The 20,641-nt window shown below is 67.0% G+C and carries 22 protein-coding genes; 10 read left to right on the forward strand and 12 right to left on the reverse strand.

Going from position 1 to position 20,641, the window contains the following annotated elements; genetic code table 11:
* Nucleotides 1-68: 68 nt before the first annotated feature.
* From recQ to BUR94_RS15340, 3 genes are all read right to left on the reverse strand, one after another.
* Entirely contained in the window at nt 69-2,120 is a 2,052-nt protein-coding gene (gene recQ / locus BUR94_RS15330) for a DNA helicase RecQ (RefSeq protein ID WP_074257050.1), read from the reverse strand.
* 92 nt (nt 2,121-2,212) lie between these two features.
* Nucleotides 2,213-2,677 carry a hypothetical protein gene (locus BUR94_RS15335; protein ID WP_074257051.1) on the reverse strand — a complete coding sequence of 155 codons (465 nt, stop codon included), beginning with the start codon at nt 2,675-2,677 and terminating at the stop codon, nt 2,213-2,215.
* A gap of 141 nt (nt 2,678-2,818) precedes the next feature.
* Nucleotides 2,819-3,109: a YggT family protein gene (locus BUR94_RS15340; RefSeq protein ID WP_074257052.1), complete on the reverse strand. Its 291-nt coding sequence runs from the start codon at nt 3,107-3,109 to the stop codon at nt 2,819-2,821.
* Between the two features lie 121 nt (nt 3,110-3,230).
* Between BUR94_RS15340 and BUR94_RS15345 the strand changes: the two genes are divergently transcribed.
* Entirely contained in the window at nt 3,231-3,770 is a 540-nt protein-coding gene (locus BUR94_RS15345; protein ID WP_074257053.1) for an acyl-CoA thioesterase, read from the forward strand.
* A gap of 13 nt (nt 3,771-3,783) precedes the next feature.
* Here the strand turns inward: BUR94_RS15345 and BUR94_RS15350 are convergent, their stop codons facing one another.
* Nucleotides 3,784-5,157 (reverse strand): mechanosensitive ion channel family protein, encoded by a 1,374-nt coding sequence (locus BUR94_RS15350; protein ID WP_074257054.1) that lies wholly within the window; start codon nt 5,155-5,157, stop codon nt 3,784-3,786.
* A 99-nt stretch (nt 5,158-5,256) separates the two neighbouring features.
* Nucleotides 5,257-5,790: a hypothetical protein gene (locus BUR94_RS15355; protein ID WP_074257055.1), complete on the reverse strand. Its 534-nt coding sequence runs from the start codon at nt 5,788-5,790 to the stop codon at nt 5,257-5,259.
* A gap of 72 nt (nt 5,791-5,862) precedes the next feature.
* Between BUR94_RS15355 and BUR94_RS15360 the strand changes: the two genes are divergently transcribed.
* From BUR94_RS15360 to leuD, 4 genes are all read left to right on the forward strand, one after another.
* Nucleotides 5,863-6,393 (forward strand): DUF2975 domain-containing protein, encoded by a 531-nt coding sequence (locus BUR94_RS15360; protein WP_074257056.1) that lies wholly within the window; start codon nt 5,863-5,865, stop codon nt 6,391-6,393.
* Entirely contained in the window at nt 6,393-6,602 is a 210-nt protein-coding gene (locus BUR94_RS15365) for a helix-turn-helix domain-containing protein (protein WP_074257057.1), read from the forward strand. The genes BUR94_RS15360 and BUR94_RS15365 overlap by 1 nt, the downstream gene beginning before the upstream one ends.
* A gap of 192 nt (nt 6,603-6,794) precedes the next feature.
* Nucleotides 6,795-8,201, forward strand: a complete 1,407-nt coding sequence (leuC, locus tag BUR94_RS15370) for a 3-isopropylmalate dehydratase large subunit (protein WP_074257058.1) — start codon at nt 6,795-6,797, stop codon at nt 8,199-8,201.
* Entirely contained in the window at nt 8,201-8,806 is a 606-nt protein-coding gene (gene leuD, locus BUR94_RS15375) for a 3-isopropylmalate dehydratase small subunit (RefSeq protein WP_074257059.1), read from the forward strand. The genes leuC and leuD overlap by 1 nt, the downstream gene beginning before the upstream one ends.
* A 64-nt stretch (nt 8,807-8,870) precedes the next feature.
* Here leuD and BUR94_RS15380 read toward each other — a convergent pair whose 3' ends face one another.
* A complete protein-coding gene (locus tag BUR94_RS15380; RefSeq protein ID WP_074257060.1) occupies nt 8,871-10,070 on the reverse strand; it encodes a TsoY family (seleno)protein in 1,200 nt (399 codons plus the stop codon).
* 483 nt (nt 10,071-10,553) lie between these two features.
* On the opposite strand from BUR94_RS15380, the gene BUR94_RS20960 reads away from it, so the two are divergent.
* Entirely contained in the window at nt 10,554-11,333 is a 780-nt protein-coding gene (locus BUR94_RS20960; RefSeq protein ID WP_342745209.1) for a hypothetical protein, read from the forward strand.
* A gap of 104 nt (nt 11,334-11,437) precedes the next feature.
* Nucleotides 11,438-12,385, forward strand: coding sequence for an endonuclease/exonuclease/phosphatase family protein (locus tag BUR94_RS15390; protein WP_342745215.1), 948 nt, complete (start codon nt 11,438-11,440; stop codon nt 12,383-12,385).
* On the opposite strand, the gene BUR94_RS15395 is transcribed toward BUR94_RS15390, so the two are convergent.
* Nucleotides 12,302-13,222 (reverse strand): Rossmann-fold NAD(P)-binding domain-containing protein, encoded by a 921-nt coding sequence (locus BUR94_RS15395; RefSeq protein WP_074257062.1) that lies wholly within the window; start codon nt 13,220-13,222, stop codon nt 12,302-12,304. The two genes, BUR94_RS15390 and BUR94_RS15395, sit on opposite strands and share 84 nt — an antisense overlap.
* A gap of 95 nt (nt 13,223-13,317) precedes the next feature.
* Here BUR94_RS15395 and BUR94_RS15400 point away from each other — a divergent pair, with 95 nt between their 5' ends.
* Both BUR94_RS15400 and leuB read left to right on the forward strand, forming a co-directional pair.
* The gene (locus BUR94_RS15400) at nt 13,318-14,232 is read left to right on the forward strand and encodes a LysR family transcriptional regulator (protein WP_074257063.1); all 915 of its coding nucleotides are present in this window, start codon (nt 13,318-13,320) and stop codon (nt 14,230-14,232) included.
* 45 nt (nt 14,233-14,277) lie between these two features.
* Nucleotides 14,278-15,384: a 3-isopropylmalate dehydrogenase gene (gene leuB / locus BUR94_RS15405; protein WP_074257064.1), complete on the forward strand. Its 1,107-nt coding sequence runs from the start codon at nt 14,278-14,280 to the stop codon at nt 15,382-15,384.
* 128 nt (nt 15,385-15,512) lie between these two features.
* Here the strand turns inward: leuB and dapD are convergent, their stop codons facing one another.
* Entirely contained in the window at nt 15,513-16,340 is an 828-nt protein-coding gene (gene dapD, locus BUR94_RS15410; protein ID WP_074257065.1) for a 2,3,4,5-tetrahydropyridine-2,6-dicarboxylate N-succinyltransferase, read from the reverse strand.
* Between the two features lie 133 nt (nt 16,341-16,473).
* Here dapD and BUR94_RS15415 point away from each other — a divergent pair, with 133 nt between their 5' ends.
* Nucleotides 16,474-17,313, forward strand: coding sequence for an LOG family protein (locus BUR94_RS15415; protein ID WP_074257066.1), 840 nt, complete (start codon nt 16,474-16,476; stop codon nt 17,311-17,313).
* Nucleotides 17,314-17,667: 354 nt separating this feature from the next.
* On the opposite strand, the gene BUR94_RS20515 is transcribed toward BUR94_RS15415, so the two are convergent.
* The 4 genes from BUR94_RS20515 to BUR94_RS15425 all read right to left on the reverse strand — a co-directional run bounded on the left by BUR94_RS20515 (nt 17,668) and on the right by BUR94_RS15425 (nt 20,494).
* Nucleotides 17,668-18,618, reverse strand: a complete 951-nt coding sequence (locus BUR94_RS20515) for a hypothetical protein (RefSeq protein WP_139301297.1) — start codon at nt 18,616-18,618, stop codon at nt 17,668-17,670.
* Between the two features lie 101 nt (nt 18,619-18,719).
* Nucleotides 18,720-19,406, reverse strand: a complete 687-nt coding sequence (locus tag BUR94_RS15420; RefSeq protein WP_074257067.1) for a dimethylsulfonioproprionate lyase family protein — start codon at nt 19,404-19,406, stop codon at nt 18,720-18,722.
* Between the two features lie 217 nt (nt 19,407-19,623).
* Nucleotides 19,624-19,785, reverse strand: a complete 162-nt coding sequence (locus BUR94_RS20770; protein WP_175570481.1) for a hypothetical protein — start codon at nt 19,783-19,785, stop codon at nt 19,624-19,626.
* 127 nt (nt 19,786-19,912) lie between these two features.
* Entirely contained in the window at nt 19,913-20,494 is a 582-nt protein-coding gene (locus BUR94_RS15425; protein ID WP_074257068.1) for a hypothetical protein, read from the reverse strand.
* Between the last annotated feature and the right edge of the window lie 147 nt (nt 20,495-20,641).

A 20,641-nucleotide genomic window follows, 5' to 3' on the forward strand; every position in this document is an offset into this window, starting at 1 on the left:
GAAGGGCGGGCGGGGCGGGCCCGGCCGCTCTTCGGCGCTTCGCCCTGTCATCGCAGCGGGCAGGCGCGCTACTCCGGCGCCAGCGCCTGGAGAAAGGCGCCGCCGAAACGCTCGACATGCCGCTCGGACATGCCCTGAACCCGCCCCAGCGCGTCGAGGCTCGCCGGATGGGCCTTCACGATCCGGCGCAGCAGCGCGGTGTCGCAGGAGAGCGGCTTGGCCGTGCCGTCCGCGCCCCGGTAGAGCCCCTGGGCCACCTCCTGCAGCCGGTCGAAGGCCTCGCCCTGCCCGCGCGCGGCCAGGGCACGCCGGGCCGGGTGCATCTCGGGCGTGGTCGCGCCGGTGAGCACGGCCAGGAAGGCCGCGCCGTATTGCTCCAGCTTCTTCGCCCCCACGCCGCTGACCTGGGCCATCTGGTCGAGCGTCTCGGGGCGTTTCTCGACCATCTCGATCAGGGTGCGGTCGGCAAACACCACATAGGCCGGCACCCGCTGCGCCTCGGCCAGCGCCCGGCGCTTGGCCTTCAGCGCCGAGAGCAGCGGCGCGTCCTCCTCGCTGACCAGCATCTTCACCGCCGGGCGGCGGGCGGTATCGGCCTTGTCGATGGAATCGCGCCGCAGGGTGATCCGGGCCTCGCCGCGCAGGATCGGCCGGGCGGCCTCTGTCATCCGCAGCGCGCCGTGGCGCTCGGGGTCGGGGCGCATCAGGTCGAGCCCCATCATCTGCCGGAACACCGCCTGCCAGACCTTGCGGCTGTGCTTTGTGCCCACCCCGAAAGTGGGCAGGTCGGCGTGGCCGCGGGCCTTCACCTTCTCGGTTTCGATGCCGAGCAGGATATCGGTCAGGTGGCCCGCGCCGAACCACTCGCCGGTGCGCAGCGCGGCGGAGAGCGCCATGCGCACCGCCTCGGTACCGTCGAACAGCTCGGGCGGCTTGTCGCAGAGGTCGCAGTTGCCGCACTCGCCGCTCTGCTCGCCGAAGTAGCCCAGCAGCAGCTTGCGGCGGCAACCCTGCGCCTCGGCCAGCCCCAGCAGCGCGTTGAGCCGCCCGTGGTCGGCGGCGCGGCGCTCGGGCGGGGCGAGCGACTCGTCCACCTGCGCCCGGCGCAGGCGGATGTCGTCGGGCCCGTAGAGCGTGAGCGTGTCGGCGGGCAGGCCATCGCGCCCGGCGCGGCCGATCTCCTGGTAGTAGCTCTCGATCGACTTGGGCAGGTCGGCGTGGAGCACCCAGCGGATGTCGGGCTTGTCGATGCCCATGCCGAAGGCGACCGTGGCCACGACGATCAGCCCGTCCTCGGCCTGGAAGCGGCGTTCGACCTCGCGGCGCGGTTCGGCCTCCATGCCCGCGTGATAGGCCACGGCGGCGTGGCCCTCGGCGCTGAGGGCGGCGGCGATGCTCTCGGTCCGTGCCCGCGTGCCGCAATAGACGATGCCCGCCTGCCCGCGCCGGGCGGCGGCGAAGGCGAGCATCTGGGCGCGGGGCTTGTCCTTGGCCTCGAAGGCGAGCCGCAGGTTGGGCCGGTCGAAGCCGCGCAGGAAGGCGCGGGGCGGGGTGCCGCCGAAGAGCCGGGTGACGATCTCCTCCTGGGTCTCGGCATCCGCGGTGGCGGTGAAGGCGGCGAGCGGCACGCCCATCCGGGCGCAGAGCGGGCCGATCTCGAGGTAATCGGGGCGGAAGTCATGGCCCCACTGGCTGACGCAATGGGCCTCATCCACCGCGATGAGCTGCACCCCGGCGCGGCGCAGCAGACGCTCGGTGCCCGAGGAGCGCAGCCGTTCGGGGGCCATGTAGAGAATTTTCAGCGTGCCCGCGTCGATCGCGCGAAACACCGCGTCGGTCTCCTCCTCGGTGTTGGCGGAGCAGAGCGCGCCGGCCTCCACGCCAAGGCCCTTCAGGGCAGCGACCTGGTCGCGCATCAGCGCGATGAGCGGCGAGACCACCAGCGTCGCTCCCTCGCGGCACAGCGCGGGAAGCTGGTAGCAGAGCGACTTGCCGCCGCCGGTGGGCATGATCGCCAGCGTCGGCGTGCCCGCCAGCACGGAGGCCACGATCTCCTCCTGCCCCGGGCGGAACTCGGGAAAGCCGAAGATGGAGTGGAGAAGGTCGGACGGGTCGGGCATCGGGCTCGGGTCGGCTGCGGTGTGCCGCCACCCTTACCCCCGGCCCCGCGCCAAGTGAACCCGCAGCGGGCGCCGGCGCGCCCGCCCCGACGTCAGCTGTACATGATGGTTTCCGTCACCAGCGACCAGCGCCCCACGGTGGTCATGGCCGAGGCCCCGCCGCCGAAGCTGATGCCGATGCTGTCCTGCGAGTTGAACAGGAAGCCGCCCCAGTTGAAGGCCGTGATCGCGGTGGTGCCGACCCCGGCGCCCAGCGCGGCGCCCATGCAGCTCAGCCGCCCGGCGCTGCCGTCGAGATCGTCGGCCGAGAACCAGCGCTCTCCCTTGATCTTCGACCAGTTGAAGCCGCCGCGCATCATGTCGGGCGCCGAGGCGCCGCCGGACGAGCCGCCGACGGCAAGGCCGAGCCCCGCGAAGGTGAAGACCCCGCAGAACTGCGCCGTCATGCTCTTGAACATGAAGCCGAAGACGCCGCCGCCAACCGCGGCGCCACCACCGGCCTGCATCAGGCCGGCCACCTGCCAGTCGTTGGCCATGGTTTCTGATTTCTTGGACATGAAAGTGATCCCCCATGAATGAATTGATTGAACATATCTGGTCGGAGGAACGGCCGAAATTTCCGCTCCCATGCGTTCAATATGGGGATTGGCCGCCCGATTTGCACCCGGGCGGCTATAATAAATGACGTAGGGGCAGGCTCAGACGAGCTGCTGGAAGACGCCCGGCAGGATGATGTTGCGCAGCGCGATGACCACGATGAAGGCCACCAGCGGCGCGAGATCCAGCGCGCCGGTATCGGGCAGAACCCTGCGGATCGGGCGGTAGATCGGCTCGAGCAGGCGGTTCAGCCCGTCCCACAGCTGGTAGACGAAGGGCTGGCGCAGGTTGAGGATCTGGAAGGAGATCAGCCAGCTCATGATGACGTGCACCAGCATGATGAAGAACACCACGCCAAGCACGAGGTCGAGCAACTGGTAGAGCATCAGCATGGCGGGTCGTCTCCGTCTGGTCCGCTGGTTAGGTATTCATGCCGGGGACCGGTTGCAACCGGGTTAACCGTGCCGTGACGTCGCGCTTGACCATGCCGCGCTGCGGCGCAACCTGCGCTCCATGTATCCCTTCATCCGCATGGCCAAGGAGCTCTGGCTCGCCGGCCGCCAGCCCGCCCTGCCCTTTGACGGCACCCACATCAGCCACCACCGCTGCTGGCCGTGGGATCTGGATTTCTGGATGGAGCTGAACAACGGCCGCACGCTCACGCTCTACGATCTCGGGCGCATCCCGCTGGCCCGCCGCACCGGGCTGGTGCCGGTGCTGCGCAAGAACCGCTGGGGCCTGACCATCGCGGGCTCGGCGGTGCGCTACCGCCGGCGGATCACAGCGTTTCAGAAGTTTTCCACCCAGAGCCGGCTGATCGGCTGGGATCATCGCTTCGTCTACATCGAGCAGAGCATGTGGCGCGGCGAAACCTGCTGCGGGCAGGCCGTCTTCCGCAGCGCCGTGACCGGGCCCAAGGGTATTGTGCCGCCGACGGAGGTGATGGAGGCGCTCGGCCTGGCCGACCAGCCTGCCAAGATCCTGCCCGAGTGGGTGCAGGCCTGGATCGCCGCCGAGGATTCGCGCCCCTGGCCGCCGGAGCGGGTGGGGTAGCGCACCTCGGGGGTCAGTCGGCCTTTCCCGCCGCTCCTGGCGCCTTCGCCTTCGAATCGGAGGGCTGGGACGGGTCTTCGTCGGCCAGCATCCGCACCTCGCGCTGCGGGAAGGGAATGGAGATGTTGTGCTCCTTGAACGCATCCCAGAGCGCCAGAAACACGTTGCCGCGAATGTTGGTGAGGCCGCCTGTCGGGTCTTCGATCCAGAAGCGCAGGATGTAATCCACCGAGCTGTCGCCGAAGCCGACGATGTGGCACACGGGCGGCCGCCAGGTCAGCACCCGATCCACGCCCTTTGCCGCGTCGATGGCGATCTTGCGCACGACATGCGGGTCGTCGTGGTAGGCGGTGCCGAAAAAGATATCGAGCCGGACGTAGTCGTTGGAGTGCGACCAGTTCACCACCTGCCCGGTGATGAGATCCTCGTTCGGGATCAGGTATTCCTTGCCGTCGCGGGTGACCACCGAGACGTAGCGGGCGCCCAGCGAGTTGATCCAGCCAAAGGTATCGCCCAGCGAGATCACGTCGCCGGGCTTGATCGACTTGTCGAGCAGGATGATGACGCCCGAGACCAGGTTCGACACCACCTTCTGCAGGCCGAAGCCGAGGCCGATACCGATGGCACCCGACAGCACCGCCAGGCCGGTGAGATCGAAGCCCACGGCCTTGAGCCCGAGGAAGAAGGCCGCGCCGAAGAGCACCACCTGCAGGACCTTGATGATCAGCTCCTGCATGGAGGGCGAGATATCCTTGTTGGTGCGGATCTTGCCTTGCGCGCCCTTGTGGATGACCCGCGCGAAGAAGAAGAGAAGGCCGGTGATGATCAGCGCCTTCAGCAGGCCGAGGATGGACAGGCGGAACTCGCCCACCTCGAGCGCCACGCTGTCGAGCAGGGCCTCGGTGCTGCCCCAGATGCCCAGAAAGTAGAGCGTGACCCAGATCCAGGCGCTCCAGCGGATCAGCTTTTGCAAAAAGGTGTTGCGGATGAAGCGCGTGACGAGGCCGATGAGCAGCCAGGCGGTGGCGATGGTGGCGATCAGCCCGACGATGTAGCTGCGCGAGGGCCATGTCAGCTCGCGCATGATCGCGACCGTGCCCCAGGCCATCAGCACGAAGAGGATGAGCCGGAGCCGGTTGAGCAGGATCAGGAGAGTGCGGAGCTGCCACTTGGGGCGGCCCTCCAGGGTGCGGATCCGCTCCTTGTAGCGGGGGCCCAGCCAGAGCCCGAGCACCCAGGCCAGCACCGCCAGCGCCACGATGATACCGATCTGGTAGAGCCGCCAGGGCTGGAGCATCGACGCCAGAAAGGTCTCGGCCTGGCCGAGCAGACCGCTGATCTCGGTCTGTAGCTGGAAGAGTTCTCCCGACTGCTGATCCGGATCCATTGCCGCGTGCCTCCCCCTGCATGGTTGCATGGGGCTGGCCGCTCCGGCAAGTGCCCGCGATAGCGCATCTTTTTTGTAACGCGAGCTTGAAGGCGCGTGTCAGCGGCAGGGGCCGAGGGTGGCGCCGGGGCCAGCCGCACGGGTGATCTCGGCCACCGTCAGGCCGCGCAGCAGCGGCATGAAGCGGGTGCCGCCGTCGAGGCTGAGGTCGGCCGCCACCTCGCCCTTGGGGTTCGGCCCCGCGCCGGTGGCGCAGCCGGTGAGGCTGAGGGAGAGCGCGCCGCCGCTCGCCTCCGGGGCCTCGGCCTTCCAGCCGGCGATCCTGTGCTGGACCGAGCGGAGCGCGGCTGCATCGACGGCGGAGAGCCTCCAGGCCGCCCCGCGCCGCTCCAGCACATAGGCCTCGTCCAGCGCCTCGCCTGTATCCTCGCGCCTGGCCGAGAGGCGCAACACCGCGCCGCCGGGCGCAACCGCCAGCCCCTCGGGAAGGTGCAGCCGTGCCACGAGGGCGGCAGGGTCGGCGGTGAGCGGGTCGAGCCGGGAGAGGCGCGCGGCGGTCACCGGGTCGAGCGTGGTGCACCCCGGCAGGGCGGCGGCAAGGGCGAGGCAGAGGGCGGCGATGGGATGGCGCAAGGCGATTCTCCTTGATTCGAGATATTTTTATTGTATTACGATAAACAAACGCCGTGAAAAGAGGTTTTCTCGATGGCCAACACCCCCTCTGTCCGCCGCTGGGCGGCTGCGCTCCGCATCCTCACGATTCTCGCCATGGTCGTTCTCGTGGCGGCGCTGGTCTTCGGCATCGCGCTGGCCGGTCTGCCCGACGAGTTGCGCCGCGCCGCCGCTCTGGCGCCCGACACGGCGCTTGCGCCGCTGCACCGCGCTGCCGTGGCCGCCTCGGGCGCCATCCCATCGCTCGCCCTGCTCTACGTGCTCAGCCAGATGGCGCGGCTCTTCGGGCGCTACGCCGGGGGCGAGACCCTGAGCCACCACTGCGCCGGGCATATCCGGCGCATCGGCGCGGGGCTGCTGGTGGCGGTTGCGCTCGACCTCGTGGCCCGTCCGCTCCAGGTTTTGCTGGCGAGCCTGGCCAACCCGCCGGGCGAGCGCGTGCTCTCGCTCTCGCTGGGCACCGCCGACCTCGGGCAGGTGCTTGCGGGCGGGCTGATGGTGGTGATCGGCTGGGCGATGGGCGAGGCCGCGCTGGTGGCCGAAGAGAACCGGGGCTTCGTCTGATGGAGATCGTGGTGCGGCTCGACGTGATGCTCGCCCTGCGCAAGATGCGCAGCCGCGAGCTGGCCGAGCGGGTGGGCATCACCGAGCAGAACATCAGCCTGCTGAAGTCGGGCAAGGTGAAGGGCATCCGCTTCGAAACACTGGCCCGCATCTGCGAGGTGCTCGACTGCCAGCCCGGCGACCTGCTGGAGGCGGTCCCGACCCCGTGAGCCCCCTTGCCGCACGGGGGCCGCAGGTGTATCTCCCCCGGTCATGAGAGTGGTTTTCGATATGGACGACCGGGCCCGCCTGCCGTGGCGGTTCTTTGGTGCAAGCCTGACGATCCTCGCCTCGCTATGAGGCGCGGCGCCGACGCGCGCCCTCCGCAATCGAACCCCCACGCACATCAAGGGAGAGGACTCATGTCCCCCAAGACACTGTATGACAAGATATGGGATGCCCACCTGGCGCATGAAGCCGAGGACGGCACCTGCCTGCTCTACATCGACCGGCACCTGGTGCACGAGGTGACCAGCCCGCAGGCCTTCGAAGGGCTGCGCATGGCCGGCCGCAAGGTGCATGCGCCCGACAAGACCATCGCCGTGCCCGACCACAACGTGCCCACCACCGAGGGCCGCGACGACCCGGCACAGATGACCGAGGACAGCCGCATCCAGGTGGACGCGCTCGACAAGAACGCCAAGGACTTCGGCATCCACTACTACCCGGTCAGCGACATCCGGCAGGGGATCGTGCACATCGTCGGCCCCGAGCAGGGCTGGACCCTGCCCGGCATGACGGTGGTCTGCGGTGACAGCCACACCGCCACCCACGGGGCCTTCGGGGCGCTGGCGCATGGCATCGGCACCTCCGAGGTGGAGCACGTGCTGGCCACCCAGACGCTGATCCAGCGCAAGGGCAAGAACATGAAGGTGGAGATCACCGGCAAGCTCGCGCCGGGCGTCACCGCCAAGGACATCACCCTTGCCGTCATCGGCAAGACCGGCACCGCCGGCGGCACCGGCCACGTCATCGAGTATTGCGGCGAGGCGATCCGCTCGCTCTCGATGGAAGGCCGGATGACCGTGTGCAACATGGCGATCGAGGGCGGCGCCCGCGCCGGCCTGATCGCGCCTGACGAGACCACCTTCGAATATGTCAAAGGGCGGCCGCACGCGCCGAAGGGTGCCCAGTGGGAGGCCGCGCTGGCCTGGTGGAAGACGCTCTACACCGACGAGGGCGCGCATTTCGACAAGGTAGTGACGATCCGCGGCGAGGATATCGCCCCCGTCGTGACCTGGGGCACCTCCCCCGAGGACGTGCTGCCGATCACCGAGGTGGTCCCCGACCCGGCGAGCTTTTCGGGCGGCAAGGTCGAGGCGGCGCGCCGCTCGATCGAGTACATGGGCCTGACCCCCGGCCAGAAGCTCTCGGATATCGCCATCGACACCGTGTTCATCGGCTCCTGCACCAACGGCCGGATCGAAGACCTTCGCGCCGCGGCGGCCATCCTGAAGGGCAAGAAGATCAAGGACGGCATGCGCGCCATGGTGGTGCCGGGCTCCGGCCTCGTCCGCGCGCAGGCCGAGGAAGAGGGGCTGGCCGACATCTTCCGCGATGCCGGCTTCGAGTGGCGCCTCGCGGGCTGCTCCATGTGCCTGGCGATGAACCCCGACCAGCTGGCCGAGGGCGAGCGCTGCGCCTCCACCTCGAACCGCAACTTCGAGGGGCGCCAGGGCTACAAGGGCCGCACCCACCTGCTCAGCCCCGCCATGGCGGCGGCGGCGGCGATCACCGGCAAGCTGACCGACGTTCGGGAGATGATGTGATGGAAAAGTTCGACAAGCTCACCGGCATCGCGGCGCCCATGCCGCTGGTCAACATCGACACCGACATGATCATCCCCAAGGTGTTTCTGAAGACCATCAAGCGATCCGGCCTCGGCGTGAACCTCTTCGACGAGATGCGCTATGACCGGCAGGGCAACGAGATCCCCGATTTCGTGCTGAACAAGCCGGCCTACCGGGACGCCAAGATCCTCGTCGCGGGCGACAACTTCGGCTGCGGCTCCTCGCGCGAGCATGCGCCCTGGGCGCTGGCCGATTTCGGCATCCGCTGCGTGATCTCCACCAGCTTCGCCGACATCTTCTACAACAACTGCTTCAAGAACGGCATCCTGCCGATCGTGCTGCCGCAGGAAGATGTGGACAAGCTGATGGACGATGCCGAGCGCGGCGCCAACGCGGTGGTGACCGTGGATCTCGAAGCGCAGGAGATCACCGGCCCCGATGGCGGCAAGGTGACCTTCGAGCTGGACGCGTTCAAGAAGCACTGCCTGCTGAACGGGCTGGATGACATCGGCCTGACGATGGAGAAATCCGCCAGCATCGACGCTTTCGAGCAGAAGGCGGCGCAGGCGCGGCCCTGGGTCTGAGCCCCGCGAAAGAGACGAGAAAGGGGGCCTGCGCGGCCCCCTTTGCTTTTTCGGCGGTGTCCCGTCAGGCGGCCAGCGCCACCGGGGTCCGCTCGCCGCCGAAGTGCTTGGCGTTGAGTTTGAGCACCAGCGCGATGGTGGCGACCTGCAGCAGCAGGGCGGGCGCGGTCGAGGCCCAGTAGACGGCCGAGAACTTCTCGATGATCCCGGCGCCCACCAGCCCCTTGTTCACGAAGAACTGGAGCATCACCGAGAGCGCCACGCCGGGGCAGACCAGCGCATAGCTGGCGGGCGACCGCTCGGGCCCGGTGATGTAGCGGGAGAAGTAGCCCTGCGCCCTCATCACCGTCAGGCCGAAGAGCGCGGTGACGAGTTGCAGCACGAAGAGCGGGAGCAACAGGGTGAAGCTCGCGGCCGCACCGCCATGGACATCGAGATGCACGTGCATCCCGTGGCTCTGACGCAACCATGCGATGGCAACGACGGTGAGCAGCGGGATCGCGATGAGCAGGGTCGGCGCGGCCTCGGGGTTGGCGCCATGCTCCATCATCGCCCGCAGGCCCATGATCATGGTCACCAGCGCGATCACCAGCGCCAGCAGGATGAAGAAGCTCGACAGCATGAGCGAGACGGCGACCGTCGCCTTGACCGCGCTCATGGCGGCGGGGGCGGCGAGGCCGACGCCGGTCATGGCAAAGGCGAAGGCGGGCAGCGTCTGGGAGAAGCTGTTGTTGGCGGCGCAGTCGATCCCGGCCTTGCCGATGCGCTCGGCGAGGAACCGGCCATAGAGCCGGAGGCCGTAGCCGCCGATGACGACAAAGGCGATGATGGCGAGCGGAAACAGGTATTCGACCACGCTCCACAGCCCCGGCACGAAGACGAGGCCGAGGATGAAGCCGCCGTTCACCGCCATGGCCAGGGCCAGCGGCACCGCGAGGAGCTGGCTGCCGGCGTTGGAGCCCATGAGCTTTTCGTAGCCCGGGGTCGCCCGGAAGGCGGCGAGGGTGCGCAGGTTCCAGACCAGCGAGCGGATCATCAGGAAGGCGAAGGCAGCGATGCCGGCCCAGGCCGTGACGATCATCGCCTGGGTCAGGGGCGATCCGGCGGTAAGGGCGGCCATGATGTCTTCGAACACCGGCACGGACTGGCCGGGGTGCGGCACCCAGAACATCAGGTAGAGGAAGAAGGTGACCATCAGGCCACCGGCGCCGAGCGCGGAGAGAAAATAGAGCGGCACGTAGCCCGTGCGGGATTGGGGTTGCATGGTCGGGTCTCCTTGAATGAGTCTTGCCGACAATACATTCATATTCGTGAATGTGATTTGATCCAGATCAACCAGGCAGTTGGGGGGCCGACGGCTCTCCCCCTGATTCACCCTATGCGTGTCCCGCTCCGACCGCGTTAACACTCGCCTTGCGGTGAATTTATCAACGGCCACAATATGTTGCGTTTCAGACCCCCACGGCCACTTTTCTGCCGCCAACTTGATGCAAAGCCGCACCAGTTGGCACCTGAAACCGCCAGATTGATTTAGTTAACCTTAACAGAACCTTGTGGCGGCAAATGAAAGACGGCAAAAATTGGGCAAGTTTGAGGCAAACCGTCACAATCGGCGGAACACCGCGGAAACGGGCCTCCGGCAATGCACCGGGGCTGGCCGTCGGAAAGGGATCGAGCAGTGATCACACGGATCACAGGCGCCGTCGTGCGCGCAGGCCTTGTCGCGTTGCTCATTGCAACGCCTTCGATGCTGTTGCCCCGCATCGGCCCGGATGCCGCGCAGGTCACCGCCCTGCTGGCGCTCTTTGCCGCCGGCCTCACGATTTTCGAGTATGCGTCGAACTACCCGAGCCTCGTGGAGTTCCGCGATGCGCCGCCGTTCAACCGGCTGCGCTTCATCACCCTCTTCGTCACCGTCTTCCTGCTGACCATGCTATGCCGTGGCCAGGTGGAAGAGAGCGGCCTGACCATCTTTACCGAGGCGGTCGGGCGGGTCATCGGCGATGCGATCGACTTTCCCTACAGCCCGGTGCAACTGGTTCTGCTGAGCCTGCCCAGCTCGGTGAGCCCCGAGCACGTGGACCTCGTCCGCTCGGCGGCGGGCATTGCCTATCTCACCTCGCTGATCTCGCTGGCGGTCTTTGTCATCTACATCCGCGCGGGCGGCTGGCCGACCCGCTCGGGCGCCTTCAACGTCTGGGTCAACCTGCCCACCTTCGACCCCACGACCGGCGGCGACGTGGTGGACCGGCTCAACCGCGACGCACGGCTCAACATCACCCTCGGTTTTCTGCTACCCTTCGTGGCACCGGCGATGGCCAAGATGGCCGCGGTGGTCTTTACCCCGCTGGCCATGGAAGCCCCGCAAACCCTGATCTGGACGATGGCAGCATGGGCCTTCCTTCCTTCCTCGCTCTTCATGCGCGGCATCGCCATGGGGCGGATCGCCTCGATGATCGAGCAGAAACGCCGCCGCACCAGCGAGGCCAAGCAGGACGACGTGGTGGACACGCTGGCCGCCGCCTGACCCTTGCCGCGCTTGCCGCGCTGCTGACCGCCCCGCTTCACGCCGAAACGATCCGCGTTGCAACCTGGTCGCCCGAGCTGACCCGCAAGGGGCCGGGGCTGCTGCTGCGCGACATCGTCGAAGGCGAGGCGCAGGTGGAGGCCGTGGTGGCGGTGATCCGCGCCGCCGAGGCCGACGTGCTGCTGCTCACGGGCATCGACATGGATCTCCGCGGCGCAACACTGGCCGAGCTGGCCAACCGGCTGGAGGCGGCGGGCGCGCCCTACCCTCACCTCTTCACCGCAGCCGGCAACACCGGCCTGCGCAGCGGGCTCGACCTCGATGGCGACGAGCGGCTCGACGAGCCGGAAGATGCCCAGGGCTTCGGCCGCTTTCCCGGCGAGGGCGGCATGGCGCTGCTCAGTCGCCTGCCGCTGGGCGAGGTGGTGGAGCTGACCGGCACCCTCTGGCGCGACTTGCCGGGCGGGGACCCCTGGTTTGCCTCTGCGGCCGCGGCCGAGGCCCAGCGCCTCTCCTCCGTCGCCCATTGGGACGTGCCGGTGCTCACCACGGCCGGCCCGCTCCACCTGCTCACCCTCGCGGCCGGCCCGCCGGTGTTTGACGGCGAGGAGGATCGCAACGGCAGGCGGGCGGAGGACGAGCTGCGCCTGTGGCAGGTCTACCTGGATGGAGCTCTGGGTGGCCCGCCGCAGGGGCCAGCCGTGGTGATCGGCAAGCTCAACGTCGATCCGGTGGACGGCGAGGGGCGGCGCGCGGTGTTCGCGGCGCTGACCGGCGGCCCGCTGCAGGACCCCGCCCCCGAGGGCCCCGGCGGCGCGGCGGAGGCCGATGCCACCCACGAGGGCCCGCCCGCGCAGGACACGGTGGATTGGGACGGCCCCGGCAACCTGCGGGTGGATTACATCCTGCCGCAATCCGGGCTGACGGTGGCCGCCTCGGGTGTGCTCTGGCCCGAGGAGGCCGCGCCGCTAGGCGGGCTGAGCCTTGCGACGGTGCGGGCAGCGTCGCGTCACCGGCTTGTCTGGGTCGACCTGGTGCTGGATGGCGAGTGACAGCGCCTCGACCAGCCGCGTCGGCCTGAAGCCGGGCAGCAGATCGGCGAGCGGCGCGGCATCCAGCCCGTGCGGCATCCGCCAGAGATAGGACATCTCCACCAGGTGCCGCGCCAACGGCCAGGCCGGGGCCATCATCCGCAGCGGCCACCACGACATCTGCTTCAGAGCCAGCCGCCCGCCCCAGGCCTGCTCCAGCGCGGCGTGCAGCTCGCCCCCCGTGAGGGTGTAGCCCGCGAAGGGAAGATCGGAGAAGCGCGGCAGCTCGGCGCGGCGCTCGGCAAGCGCCACGGCGGCACGCGCCACATCAGGCAGGAAGGCCCAGGCATGGGGCCGATCCACCGGGCCGGGGTAAGTGAAGACCGCGCGCTTCAGCCGGGGCACCATCACCTTGTCGAACCAGTTGCCCGACGCCTCGGTGTCGATGTAATCGCCCGCCCGCAGCAGGATCACCCGCGCCTCGGAGGCGGCATAGGCGGCCTCCATCTCGGCCCGGAGCCGGCCCAGCGGATTGGTGGCGGCGTGGAGCGTGGCCGGCGTCAGGCACTCGGGCGCGCCAGCCCCGTAGGGATAGACGTTGGCGGGGACAATCACGGTGGCCCCGGTCGCCTCGGCCACCTCGATGATCTGCTTGGTCTGGCCGGGCAGGTCGCGGGCCCAGTCGGGGTAGGCCGGGTTCCAGCCATTGACGATCACATCCGCGCCCCATGCGGCATCCCAGAGGTCGTCTCGCGTGCGGTCGAAAAGGCGAACCCGCCACCCCGCGGCGCAGAAGGCCATGTGGGCATTGCGGCCGAAGCGGCCGGAGGGTCCGAGGATAAGGGCAGTTCCGGGCATTGGTCTGTCTCCGGTCCGAGGTCGATGGCGGGAAGGTATCTATTCACCTGCAAATGTGAATTGCCTAAACATGAAGGTCATGTATTCATTTCTGAATGGCAAACCCCCTCTCCGCCCTCGACTGGTCGCGCGTTCAGGCCTTTCTTGCGGTTGTCGACACCGGCTCGCTCTCGGGCGCGGCGCGGCAGCTCGGCACCAGCCAGCCCACGCTCGGACGGCAGGTGAAGGCGCTGGAAGAGGCGCTCTCCACCCGGCTCTTCAAACGGGCGGCCAAGGGGCTGGAGCTGACCGAGGCGGGCGCCGCGCTGGTGGAGCCCGCCCGCGCCATGCAGGAGGCGGCGATGCGGATGCAGCTCACCGCCGCAGGCCGCGAGGAGGAACTGGCGGGCACCGTGCGCATCACCGCGCCCGTGGCGGTCAGCCGCTGGCTGCTGCCCCCCGTCGTGGCCCGCCTGCGCCGCGCGGCCCCCGAGATCCAGCTGGAGCTGGTGCCCAACGACGCCAGCGACAATCTGCTGTTCCGCGAGGCCGACATCGCGGTGCGCATGTATCAACCCACCCAGCTCGACCTCGTGGCGCGGCGGCTGGGCGACCTGCGGATGGGGCTCTACGCCGCCGAGAGCTACCTCGCAGGGCGCGAGCTGCCCTCGGATCTCGCGGAGCTTATGCAGATGGACCTGGTCGGCAACGACCGCGAGGAGCGCATCATCCGCGGCCTGCGCGACTTCGGCATCGCCTCCGACCGGCACAGCTTCGGCACGCGGGTCGATGACCAGTCGGTCTACTGGGCGCTGGTCTGCGCGGGCTGCGGCCTGGGCTTTGGCCCCTGCATCGTGGGCGACGTGGAGCCAGGCGTCGTGGCGGTGCTGCGCGGCCCGCCGGTCCCCTCGCTGCCGATGTGGCTGGCCGCCCATGAGGAGGTGCGGCGCGTGCCCCGCGTGGCCCGCGTCTGGGACGCGCTGACCGAGGCGCTGCCACCGCTGCTTGACCCTGCTGCACCAAGGGCGTAGGCCCTCGCGCGACCCTGTTTTGCAAAGACCTGCGAGGAGACCGCGATGAGCAACCCTTCCCTTCTGATCCTGCCCGGCGACGGCATCGGCCCCGAGGTGATGGCCGAGGTCCGCAAGGTGATCGACTGGTATGGCGCCAAGCGCGACCTCACGTTCGACGTGTCCGAGGACCTGGTGGGCGGTTGCGCCTATGACAAGCACGGCACGCCGCTGACCGACGAGACCATGGCCAAGGCGCAGGAGGTGGACGCGGTTCTGCTCGGCGCCGTCGGCGGGCCGAAGTACGACAACCTCGATTTCAGCGTGAAGCCCGAGCGCGGCCTGCTGCGCCTGCGCAAGGAAATGGACCTGTTCTCCAACCTGCGCCCGGCACAGTGCTTCGACGCGCTGGCCGACTTTTCCTCGCTCAAAAAGGACGTGGTGGCCGGCCTCGACATCATGATCATCCGCGAGCTGACCTCCGGCGTCTACTTCGGCGAGCCGCGCGGGATCATCAAGGAAGGCAACGAGCGCGTGGGCATCAACACCCAGCGCTACACCGAGAGCGAGATCGCCCGCGTCGCCCGCTCGGCCTTCGAGCTGGCCCGCAAGCGCGGCAACAAGGTCTGCTCGATGGAGAAGGCCAACGTGATGGAGAGCGGCATCCTCTGGCGCGAGGTGGTGCAAGAGATCCACGACGCCGAGTACCCGGATGTCGAGCTGAGCCACATGTATGCCGACGCCGGCGCCATGCAGCTCACCCGCTGGCCCAAGCAGTTCGACGTGATCGTGACCGACAACCTCTTCGGCGACCTGCTGAGCGACCTCGCCGCCATGCTGACCGGCTCGCTCGGGATGCTGCCCTCCGCGAGCCTCGGCCTGCCGATGGCCAACGGCCGCCCGAAGGCGCTCTACGAGCCGGTGCACGGCTCCGCGCCCGACATCGCGGGCCAGGGCAAGGCCAACCCGATCGCCTGCATCCTCAGCTTCGCCATGGCGCTGCGCTACTCCTTCGACCAGGGGGCCGAGGCCGACCGGCTGGAGCAGGCGGTGAACGCGGTGCTGGCCCAGGGCCTGCGCACCGCCGACCTGCTGGGCGAGGAGGGCAAGCAGCCCGTCAGCACCGCCGAGATGGGCGACGCCATCGTGGCCGCCCTCGACGCCTCGCTCTGAGGTTTCACTGACGCTTTCGCGGGGGGCCGCTCATCGGCCCTCCGCCTTCGGGCAACGGCACTGCGGTCAGTCCGAAGGCCCAATCAGACCGGGGAGAGGGTGGCGCGGCCACCCACGCCGCCGCCCGATCAATCCCGCAGCAGCTCGTTGATGCCGGTCTTCGAACGGGTCTTCTCGTCCACCCGCTTCACGATGACGGCGCAGTAGAGGTTGATCCCGTTCTTGCTGGGCATCGACCCCGAGACCACCACGGAGTAGGGCGGCACCTCGCCATACATCACCTCGCCGGTCTCCCGGTCGACGATCTTGGTGCTCTGGCCGATATACACGCCCATCCCCAGCACCGAGCCCTCGCGGACGATGCAGCCCTCGACCACCTCGGAGCGCGCGCCGATGAAGCAGTTGTCCTCGATGATCGTCGGGCCGGCCTGCATCGGCTCCAGCACGCCGCCGATCCCCACGCCGCCGCTGAGGTGCACGCCCTTGCCGATCTGGGCGCAGGAGCCCACCGTGGCCCAGGTATCAACCATGGTGCCCTCGTCGACATAGGCGCCGAGGTTCACGAAGGAGGGCATCAGCACCACGCCCGGCGCGATATAGGCGCTCTTGCGCACCACCGCGTTGGGCACCGCGCGGAAACCCGCGGCCTTCCACTGGTCTTTCCCCCAGCCCTTGAACTTGCTGTCGACCTTGTCCCACCAGCCCGAGCCCTGCGGCCCGCCCGACTGCTCTTCCATGTCCTTGATGCGGAAGCCGAGCAGCACCGCCTTCTTGGCCCACTGGTTCACCTTCCAGGCGCCGTCCGCCTGTTTCTCGGCCACCCTAAGGCTCCCCGAGTCGAGCGCGTTCAGCGTGTCCTCGATCGCCTCGCGGGTCTCGCCGGTGGTGGCGGGGGTGATCGTGTCGCGCGCCTCCCAGGCGGCTTCGATGGCGGCTTCAAGCTGGGCGTTCGACATGGGTAGCATCCTCCGAGAACTGACCGCCCCGTCATAACGCCCCGCCGCACGGGCGCAACCCGTCACGCGCCCGCCTTTCCTCTCTGCCCTGCCCGCGATACCGTCGCCCCGATGCATACGGGAAGGACGACCAATGAACGACGCCAGCCGCTTTCGCGACGCCGGAGAAGACAAGCGCACCGCCCACGAGGTGCCCGACACGCCCCAGACTCGCGCCCCGGCCTACACGCTGGCCTTCGCCGACGAAGACTTCCTGTGCCGCGACGAGCTGCGCCCCGTGCGCCTGCAACTGGAGCTGCTCAAGCCCGAACTGCTGATGGAGGAGCACGGCATCCGCTCCACCGTGGTGCTCTTCGGCGGCGCCCGCATTCCCGAACCGGCAAAGAAGGACACCGCCCGCACGCAAACGCTGGCCGAGCTCTCGGCCTTCTACGACGAGGCCCGCAGCTTTGCCCGGCTGATGACCGAGCGCTCCCTCGCCTCGGGCGGCACCGAAGATGTCATCGTTACCGGCGGCGGCCCCGGCGTGATGGAGGCCGGCAACCGCGGCGCGGCCGATGCCGGCGGCCACTCCATCGGCCTCAACATCGTGCTGCCCCACGAGCAGGCGCCCAACGAATACGTCACCCCCGACCTCTGCTTCAACTTCCACTACTTCGCCATCCGCAAGATGCACTTCCTGATGCGCGCCCGGGCGATTGCGGTGTTCCCCGGCGGCTTCGGCACGCTCGACGAGCTCTTCGAGAGCCTGACCCTGATCCAGACCGGCCGGATGCAGAAGGTGCCCTTCCTGCTGTTCGGAAAGAGCTTCTGGGAGACGATCATCAACTGGGAGGCCCTGAAGGAGGCCGGCACCATCAGCCCCGAGGACATCGACCTGTTCAAGTTCGTGGACTCGGCGGAAGAGGCGATTGCGGCGATTGATGGCTGGGAAGGGGCGGGTGAGAAGCGGGGGGAAATCCCGGGGCGATAGGCCGGGACTTGTCCCGCCAAACCGCGATCACACCGGGCCAGTAGGTCGGACTTGTCCCGACACACCAAACGCCCCCCGCACCCCCGCAAGCCGGTCGCGCGCCTGCCCGTGGGATGGCGCCGCGACGGCTTAGCGGGCACGCATCGGGCGGGGTGAGGAGCGGAATGCTATCCGCGACTCGTGAGTATCTTTGTATCCTTAGATCGCAGTGTGTGCTGTGAGCCCAGAACTACGCAGTTTCTGCAATACGGCGCACGACGACTCTCAAGCCTTGCACCTATTTAGAAATCGCACAACAACCGCGCAATCCAAACTACCAGAGACGGGACTCTAGGATCGCTCGTCAAGAGAAGCTCAAGATTTCTCTCGAAAATCTTGGAGAGCCGATTCAATGGCGCTAAATTTCTTTTTATCGTTACTGCGAACATAATCTATGACTCGCTGTTGCTGCGCAAGATCTTTGGCTGATGATATTCTAGCGAGGATTGCAATTTTCGTGTCCCTAAAGAGACTGATAATTCCCGCAAATACAAGAATACAAATCAAACCTATCCCGAAAAAGCTTAGGATTGCCACCACAAGGGTGTGATCCTTAATTAGCCGATCAGGAAAAATATCATATGAGCTGTAGTCTGCGAGTGAGACTGGAGAAATTGGCTTTTCCCCTACTGCGAAAAAGGCATGCTGCTCATCAATCCGCACGTCTGGAAAGCTATACAAGACAGTATTATTTGAAATTAGTATGAAGTACATCGACTCGTTGGGTAGAAGCCTGATCTCGGTATCGATATCGTTTTGAAAATACTGCTCGCTGGTATCTCCACCCAATGCCGCAAACTCGAAATCTCGGCTTAATATCTTGAACGTAATTGGCTCATCGCCGGACTCGTTCTTAATATAGTATGTGTCTATCGAGCCACCAAACCGCAATCCAGAAACTTCCATTAGTGAAGTTGCAAGTTCCTCTATCCGCTGGGGTGAAAGAGGTTCACCATCTCTGTCGGAACTTTCATCTAGGTGTTTGACTGAGCCACTAATAGCCGCTCGCACAAGGTCATCTGGAAGGGCCGTCTTTTGGTGTAAAATTAGAAGCTCCGGAGCGCTTTCGACATTTCTTTCAGCAAAAATCATAATGAGTCCAACCATAACTCCGCCTACGACGAGAGCGATGATCTGTTTAAAGAGGTCTTGCATATTCGCTTTGCTCCAAACTGGTTGGGCAAAACTACCCTGCCCATCACCCACTTCCAACCCTTGCTCAGCCTTAACAGTGCATAGTGCTTGCCACTGTTCTTGACGGCGCACGGTAGGAAAGTAGGGTTTGCTATTGGTTCTTGCCACTGACGCGATCGCAGCGAACGCTCACTTCGTGCGAAAATCGGCCGTTTGTCGGGGAACTCTCCTCCTCAAATCCCCCGCTCAACCCTCTTCCCCCGCGTCCCGGTCAGCTTCATCCCGGGCGCGTTCAGCTTCTCCTCCGGCCCGATCCACGCATAAGCCAGCAAGCACGGCTCCGTTTCGTCCGTCGTGATCCGGTGTTCATGCCCTGACCCGTTCAGAATGAGCGAGCCGGGCGCATGCACCGCCGCGTCGTTCTCCGACCAGGCGCCCGAGACCGACACGTAGCTCTCCTCGATGTCGGCGTGGGAGTGCTGGGGATAGGTGGTTTTCGGCGCGAAGAGCACGAAGCCCAGGATCAGGCGCTCGCTCACCACCGGGCCGCGCGGGCCGAGCACCTCGCAGTAGGCGTATTTGCGGGCCAGCGTGGGGGGCACCTTTTCGTAGCCGTATTCCCAGGTGAGCCCCGCCGCCACCCGGCCCAGAGCGCGAGCCAGCCCGGCCACGGCGCCGCGCTCGCCTCGGTCCAGCGCGCGGCCGAGGTGGGCCACCACGGGCTTTGTCTCGGGCGGGCGCATCCGCAGCTCGGGGGCGGAGTCGACGACCTTGGAGAGCATGTCGCGCACCCGCTTGCGGTGGGCGCGGATCAGCTTGCTGCCGCCGGAGGACCCGTGGCGGTAGAGCACGTCGAACTCCTGGAGAAGGTAGAGCCAGTCGGGCTGGTCGGTGAGGCGGGCGGCGGTTTGGGTGTCCATCGGAGTCTCGCGGTCTGTTCAGGCCTCACGCTACGGTGCTGCCCGGCCCGATCAACCCCCCAAAACACCAGCGGGCGATGGGGTTACCACCGCCCGTCTTGCAGAAATGCCGTATGCACGGGTTGTGCATGGGTTGTGCATCAATTGTGTATGTGACTTTTTTGCGGTTAATGCCTTGCCGCACCGCGGCGCAACGGCATTTGCGCAAAGCCCGTTTTCAGAGCGTCAGCAAGGCCTCGCCGCCGCGCATGGAGCTGACGACAAAGCCGCTCGCCGTTTCCTCCAGCTTGTAGCCGTAGCCCACCAGCCGGTGCTTCCACTCACGGTTCGAAACCGATTGCTGCTTTTCCCGCATCACGATGCTGCGAATTTCGTCCATCTTTGTATTCCCCTGATTTCTCTAGAAAAACCGGGCAGATACCTGCCCCCACAGCCTGCATCAGACAGGCCGGGTTTGTCAGGAGTTCAGCGACAAACGGGCGATTTCAGGGCAATTGTTCGGAGGCTCAGTCGACCCGGCTGATCCGCTTGGTGCGGCCGGTTTCCTGCTTCCATTTCAAGATGGCAAGCCGCGGCTCCCAGGGGTAGCGCTTGTCGTCGCGGGTGGCGATCCAGGTCAGGATCCCGCCCTCCCGCCAAGGGTCCACCACAATGCCGTCATACATCGAATCCCCCTTCCGCGAGATGATCGAGGTGGAATGTTCCAGCAGCAGCGGATTGCGCGCGTGGGCGATCGCGCGGTGGATATCAAGGGTTTGGAATTGCTCGGCTTTCAGGGCCTTTTCCATGTCTTCCGCCCAGTGGCGGCAAAGCCCGCGCGGCTTGGTTCCGGCGTTCACCTTCATGTTGTGAATCAGCGGGCCGTCCTCGATCTCGTACTCGCGGGCCAGCCTTGCGGTGGCCGAGTAGCTCACCCGCGCTGCCCGCGCCGCCTCTTCCGGGTCGATCCCCGGACCGAGCGCAAGAATGGCCTGCTCGAGCCGGGCCACGTCATCGGGGGAGGAGGTGGGCGGAGCGCCGCAGCCCGCAAGCAGAAGCCCCAGCAGCATGGCGCCGACAAGCCACAGCTTTCGTTGAATAAAACCCATGTTTCCCCTGCCTCGTGGCTGCCTGCCTCGCCCCCGGTGCTAGCCCGCAGGCCCGGCCTTGTCGAGACCATGAGGCGCGCAACCAAACGCCGCTCAGCGAGTTGTGATCCCGAAGCCGCGCCGCAACCTGACCGATCGGAGCCGACC

It is taken from the genome of Vannielia litorea (assembly GCF_900142295.1).
Taxonomy (GTDB): domain Bacteria; phylum Pseudomonadota; class Alphaproteobacteria; order Rhodobacterales; family Rhodobacteraceae; genus Vannielia; species Vannielia litorea.